General features: G+C 63.8%; 3 protein-coding genes. 2 read left to right on the forward strand and 1 reads right to left on the reverse strand.

Annotated features, from left to right (window positions below):
- On the reverse strand, positions 1 to 1,400 hold a 1,400-nt coding region (locus tag JWP83_RS05040; protein ID WP_297726683.1), incomplete at its 3' end, for a hypothetical protein.
- Between the two features lie 817 nt (positions 1,401 to 2,217).
- Here JWP83_RS05040 and JWP83_RS05045 point away from each other — a divergent pair.
- Both JWP83_RS05045 and JWP83_RS05050 read left to right on the forward strand, forming a co-directional pair.
- A complete protein-coding gene (locus tag JWP83_RS05045) occupies positions 2,218 to 3,927 on the forward strand; it encodes a thiamine pyrophosphate-binding protein (protein WP_297726687.1) in 1,710 nt (569 codons plus the stop codon).
- The coding region (locus JWP83_RS05050) for a peroxidase family protein (RefSeq protein ID WP_297726690.1) at positions 3,924 to 6,334 on the forward strand (2,411 nt) is incomplete at its 3' end. The genes JWP83_RS05045 and JWP83_RS05050, both read left to right, overlap by 4 nt.

The raw sequence follows: 6,334 nt of genomic DNA on the forward strand, positions 1-6,334 counted from the left end.
CAGAGCCGCATCAATCCGGGCAACGCGATCGTGAGGGTGAAGACAACGAGTGCGAATCCGGCGCTCCCGCATGCCAGGCCTAACATCCGCCCCCGCCAGCGTTCGCTGCTCGGACCGGCCCATTTCCACTCGATCACCAGTGCGGCCATGGTGAACAGAACGGCCCCTGCCGCGAAGAATCCCAGCGCCCAATACGCGGCTGGGTGGGCGGCGAGAGACAAGGAGTCGCCGCTGGGTCCCTTCAACTCGGCCGGGTGCGCGGCGGGCACCGGAGGAAATGCGGCGATCGGCACTTGGGCGAGCAGCCAGCCGACCGGCCACCCCGCGAGAACCGGGATCGTAAAGATAGTCACCAGGGAGGCGAGCAGATTCTTCAGCACTTCCGCAAAAGCGCGGATCAATTCCAAGGGTGAGTCGGCGATGTAGCTGGATCCGCGTCGAATATGACCAAACTCCGCTGACCCTTCTCCAAACCGCATCGAGATGGGCGCGACGCTCGGCCGCCGCGGTTGCTCTTGCAGCCGTTTATTGGTCCCCTTTTGGTTTGGGTCCACGTGTTGGGGTTGCACTGCCAACAGCCTTGCGCCGGCGGCATATCCACCCCCCGACACCGAGATCACGTAGTCTAGGCGGTCCAACAGCGTTGCGGCAGCGGTCCGGCCCCCGTTCGCAGCTGACGCGGTGTCGCTTTCACTGCACGGTTTGGATAACACTTGCATGGCGCCCATCGCCACGCAGGCCGACCGCACACCGCCGCCCGAAAGGCAAAGCGCCCGAAGCGATTCATTGCGATTTTTCAGTGCCTTGGTGACGCCCGGGACGTCATAAGCGCGCAGCCAGCTCTGCTGGTTTTTGATGACGGTCTTGTCGGTTGCCGGCAAACCCGAAGGCGCCAGCGCCTCCCACAACGGCTTGGGCCCGGATTCATCACGGGCACCGACCCCGATACACCCAAAAAGTTTGCGCGGCCGCAGCATTTGTGACCCCATTAAGTCACGCACGGCGATCCCAAGCGACGCGAACAACCCGACCGCCGCCACGGAGGCCGCACAAAACATGATTGTCGCTGCGGCTGCGGTCGGGGTGCCCAACGAGGTGATCGACCGAAGGCCGCCCTCAATCAGGCCGGCAACCACCGCGACAACCACCGCGGCGGCAACGAAATCGGCGATGCGACAACCAAAGCGCGAACTCGCGCGAGCGCGAAAGAACAGAGCGCACCCCGCCAGCACCATCCCGCAGGCGGCAACCAACCAAGGGTCGCCGTGTAATGCTGCCGGCAATTGCGGTATGAATGCGCGGCGCGCCCCAACGCAGCCCAGGACGACGCCCGCAACGATCATTCCCAACGCGATAATCGGCACCCCTGCAGACAGACGTTTGTACAGATCCGCCGCCAACGCTCGACACTTGGTCATTGGTTAACACGCCTTCCGGAAGATGTGCGGGTGGGTTGACGGTTGCATCACGCCGCGGCGGCCTGATCCACCTTCGAAACATTCGCTGCTGGGCGGGATGTCGGCGGCCAGCTCGGTGAGCATGCCGCCTCAATCCTCGCGGTGCCGTTCGTAGTCCCAGCGCTCCAGCCATGTAGAGAGGTGGTGTATTCCGATGCTGACCGTTATCAGCGCGGCACCTTCAACGGCCATGAGCAGTTCGTTCACAGTCGTTCCGTCTCACGGACGATGGCGGCGTTCTCGAGGTAGCGGGGGGGCCGTGCACCGTAGCGGCCAGGCTGACCTTCGGCGTCAGAGCGCAGCGACAGCCGTTGCCAGAGCAGGATGATCCAGGGGCGTCGAGTCACGACCGTGGGCGATGCGACTCCGGCAGCGGCAGTTGCGAACATAACCTGGCGTTCGCTGATGAGGACTGGCGGCGACGCATGACCGACAGGTGTGCGACGGTCGCGTTTAATGGGTGCAACGGCATCCGGGTGACACGCCACTGTTTTTGGGCTTGATAACATTTCGTCTCCCTGAGGAGAGTTTGCGGTTGATGACGAAGAATCTATGAGAACGCGGTCTTTATGACATGCGTAGTTGACTACCTGTGTTGAAGGGAACGACCTTCGCGGCGCAAAACCGATGGTCACCCAGCCGCGCTTCGTCAGCGCGACACTCCCGCGCTCAAGAGGAGTAGTCGACTACCTATGTGCGCGGAGGTCGCCGACTGTAGCGTCCCGCACTGATCCCATTTCGGCGTCGAAAGGTTGATCTTGTGAGGGTCTACGAGGCTATCGTCAAGGGGCTGGAGAGCATCGATGTGGAGGCGGCCTTCGGCGGTGCGGGGGAGAACGCCGCACAGTTGCTGCTGGCGTTAAAGCACTCGCCCAAAATCCGGGGAATCGTCGCGCGCCACGAGCAGGCCGCCTCATTCATGGCATGCGGTTATTCCATGTACACCAACAAGCTAGGGGTGTGCTTCGCGACTGCAGGGCCCGGCGCATTCAATCTGTTCTCTGGCCTGGCAGTGGCGATGTCGGATTCTTACCCGGTCCTGGCAATCTCTGGCTACGCGGCAATGCAGTGGGCCGGACGCGGATCGCTCAATGAAACCTCGGGACTGAACAACACTCCGGATTCACGCGCAATGTTCGCCGCCACCACGAAAAAGTCGTGGCTGCTGACAAACATCAACGACACGTGCGATGTCCTCGAGGAGGCCGTCAACGAGGCGTTCCGCGGCCGCCCGGGGCCGGTCCACATCCACGTGCCGGAAGACCTGACCCACGAAGAGCTGCCCGACGAGAAATACCACGACATCAGGCTCGACTACCGGCCGCCTCAGCCCGACGCCGCGAGCGTCGAGCAGATTGCCACGGCACTGGCAGACGCGTTGAACAACAACCGCAAAGTTGCCGTGCTCGCCGGTTTTGGCGCCGTCCGCAGCGGCGCCTACGCCGAAGTCAAACATTTCATCGAGCGCTTCCAGATCCCGCTGCTCACCACGCTGGACGGCAAGGGCATCGTCTCCGAGGCGCACCCGCTCTCCGTCGGGCTGTTCTGCGACAGCGGACACAGCAGTGCCTGGAAATCCTTCCTCGAGGCCGATGTGGTGCTGGCCGTGGGCAACGCGTTCAACCAGCACGCAACGTTCAATTATTACGAGGGCTTGTTCGACGGCAAGACCTTGATCCACATCAACATCTCCGCGACAGAAATCGACAAGGCATATAAGGCCGATTACGCACTCGTCTCCGATGCACGCCCGGCCATCGCCGCGATCCACGCGGCGCTGGACGTCAAAGTCGGCGAGGTTGCCCGGATCGGGGTCCTCGGACGCGACTGGGAGGCGCGGCGCATCCCGCACCTGACCGGCAAGATCCATCCCGGACAGCTCGCGCAATCGATAGGTCGGCATCTGCCGCCGCGCGGGATCCTCCTTGCTGATGCCGGCGCTCACCTGGCCTGGTTGGGCTATTACGTGGAATTGGAGGAAGGCCAGAACTTCCGCAAAGCCGGCGAATTCGGACCGATGGCCGGGCATGTCAACGGGGCGATCGGGCTCAAGCTCGCCAACCCCGACAGGACGGTGGTCGTGGGCTGCGGCGACGGGTGCTACCAACTGGCCGGCTTCGACCTCATGACCGCCGTCGAGCACAACATTCCGGTCATCTGGGTGATCTTCAACGACAGCGAATTCAAACTGATCAAGATCTATCAACTGGAAACCTACTTCGAGAGCGGCCTGGTCGAATTCCAGAATCCCGACTTCGCCGCGCACGCCCGCGCGTGCGGCGCCGACGGATACACCGTCGACAGTCTCGACAAGTTCGAAGACGCCTTCCGCGCGGCATTGTCTTCAGGGCGGCCGAGCGTGATCGACGCCCACATCACCCGCTGGGCCGTCCCGCATTACAGCCCTTCACCCAAGGGTGTCATCCACGGCATTGCCGAGACGATCGAAGAGAGGCTGCGAAACCGATGAACGAGGACACTATTCCCAAGCAACCCCAAGCCGCCGCGTGGCGGGAGCGCTACAGCGGCGGCAGCGCCGAGGCCGAGTACGAGGAATTCCAGCAACTCGCGCGAGGCGTCATGGAGGTGCAGGCGACCGTGCGCAAGCGCGTGAGCAACCACGGTGTGCCGCATGCGATCCAGCGCGCGTTCCACGCCAAGGCGACCCTGGCGGTCGACGACGTCGAGCTGCGCTTCCACGACAACTTGCCGGCCGACCTGTGGGCGGGATACGCGCAGCCCGGTGCGCGATACCGCGCGATCGTGCGCCTGTCCAACGCATCCGGCTGCGCCGCAGCCGATTTCGCGCCGGACTTGCGCGGAGCCGCGTTACGGATCTTCGTTGACGACAACACATCCATCGACCTGCTGGCCACGAACTTTCCGGTTTCGCACGCCCGCAACGCCCGCCAGTTCGTCGAGTTCGCGAAGGCCACCGCCGGCGGTTCGCGGATTGTCGGGCTGGCTCGGCTGACGGCCATGTTCGGAATCTTCGAAACCGTGCGCATGGTGCGCAACGTCGAAACCGCGCGTAAGCAGCCAGTGACAAGTGTTGCGACGCAAACATATTGGAGCCGCGGCGCGCTGACTTGGGGTCCGGAGCTTGCCGTGCGGTATCTGCTGCGCCCGTCGGCAGGCACGCCCCAGGGCCCGAAACCGTCCAAGACAGACCCCGATTACCTGTCGACGGAGGTGGCCCGCCGCCTGGCCGACGGGGATATCGACTTCGAGCTGTGCATCCAGCGCTACGTCAACGACAAGGTGACGCCGATCGAAGACACTGCCGTCGAATGGAAGGAAGAGTACTCACCAGCAGAGCCGGTCGCGACGCTGACCATCAAACGGACCGACGTGTGCTCCACCGACGCGCAGGACCGCGCGGCAGCCGTCGAACGGCTTGCGTTCAACCCGTGGAACACCACCGACGACTTCCGCCCGCTGGGCAACCTCAACCGCGCACGCAAGGGGGCCTACGACGCGAGCGCCGCACACCGCGCCCAAACGCGCTGGCTCACCGAACCGCCCACGCGCAACGTCGTGCTCGGCGCGCTGGCGCGGGCCGCGTTCCCGGTGATCAACCGCGTCATCCCGTGGTACCGACTGCCGGTACGCCTGGCAGTACTCAACCTCGATGCGTTTCGCGGCGTGCTGCGCGCGCAGAACCTCATCGACACCGAGCCGCACGAGGCACCGCCGCAGCCTCGCTCAGTGCCCGCACCGATCCCCGAGTGCGCGCGCACGGCGCGCACCCCCGACGGCAGTTACAACGATATGTCGGTGCCGCGGATGGGGGCGGTCGGCGCGACGTTCGGCCGGAATCTGAAGGCGGATTACCGCCCGGATCTTTTCAACGAGCCCAACCCTGTCGTGGTGAGCCAGAGGTTGCTGACGCGTGAACGGTTCTTGCCCGCAGGCTCTTTGAACATTATCGCGGCGGCATGGATCCAATTCCAGGTTCACGACTGGGTCAGTCACGCGCGCTGCCCGCTCGGCGAGCACGACGTGGAAGTACCACTGCCGCAAGGTATGACCTGGGAGAACACTCCCGGCGGCGAGCCCGAGACCAAGATGCGGATCGCCGGCAACAAGGCGCTGAGCGTCGCTCCCGACGGCACCGAGCGGCTATTCGCCGACGCGACGTCGCATTGGTGGGATGCTTCCGAGGTGTATGGGTCCGATCCGGTCAAAACGGCGTCGCTGCGGGAAGGGCCGAAGATCCGTCTCACCGACGACGGTTATCTGCCTGCCGATCTCAGCGGGATGGAAATCACCGGCTTCAACGAAAGCTGGTGGTTGGGCCTGGGCGCGTTGCACACCATGTTCGCCCGTGAACACAACGTGGTGTGCGACGAGCTGCGGACCCATTACCCGGCCTGGAGCGATGACCGAATCTTCAACACGGCACGGCTGATCGTCTCGGCGCTGATCGCCAAGATCCACACCGTCGAGTGGACACCCGCCATCCTGGCGACCGAGCCGATCGACATGGCCCTGCACGCCAATTGGAACGGCCCGCCCAGCGACTGGCTCACCAAACTGGGCATCTGGCTGATGGATGTTCATGCCAGCGTGGGCATTCCGTTGACCACGCCGGATCACCACACCGCGCCGTATTCGCTCACCGAGGATTTCGTCACCGTTTATCGGATGCATCCACTGATCCCGGACGACTACCGGTTTGCCGATTACCAGACCGGCGAGATAGTGCAGACCCGCGAATTCGGCGAGATCATCGGGGCTCAAGCCGACAAGGAGCTGCGCTCTCTAGGGCTGGCCAACACCCTGTACTCGTTCGGCACCGCGCATCCGGGCGCGATCACACTGAACAACTATCCGCGGGCGTTGCAAAGTTTTGTGCGGGACGGTGAACGCATCGA

The sequence above is a fragment of the Mycobacterium sp. genome (genome assembly GCF_025965855.1).
GTDB lineage: Bacteria > Actinomycetota > Actinomycetes > Mycobacteriales > Mycobacteriaceae > Mycobacterium.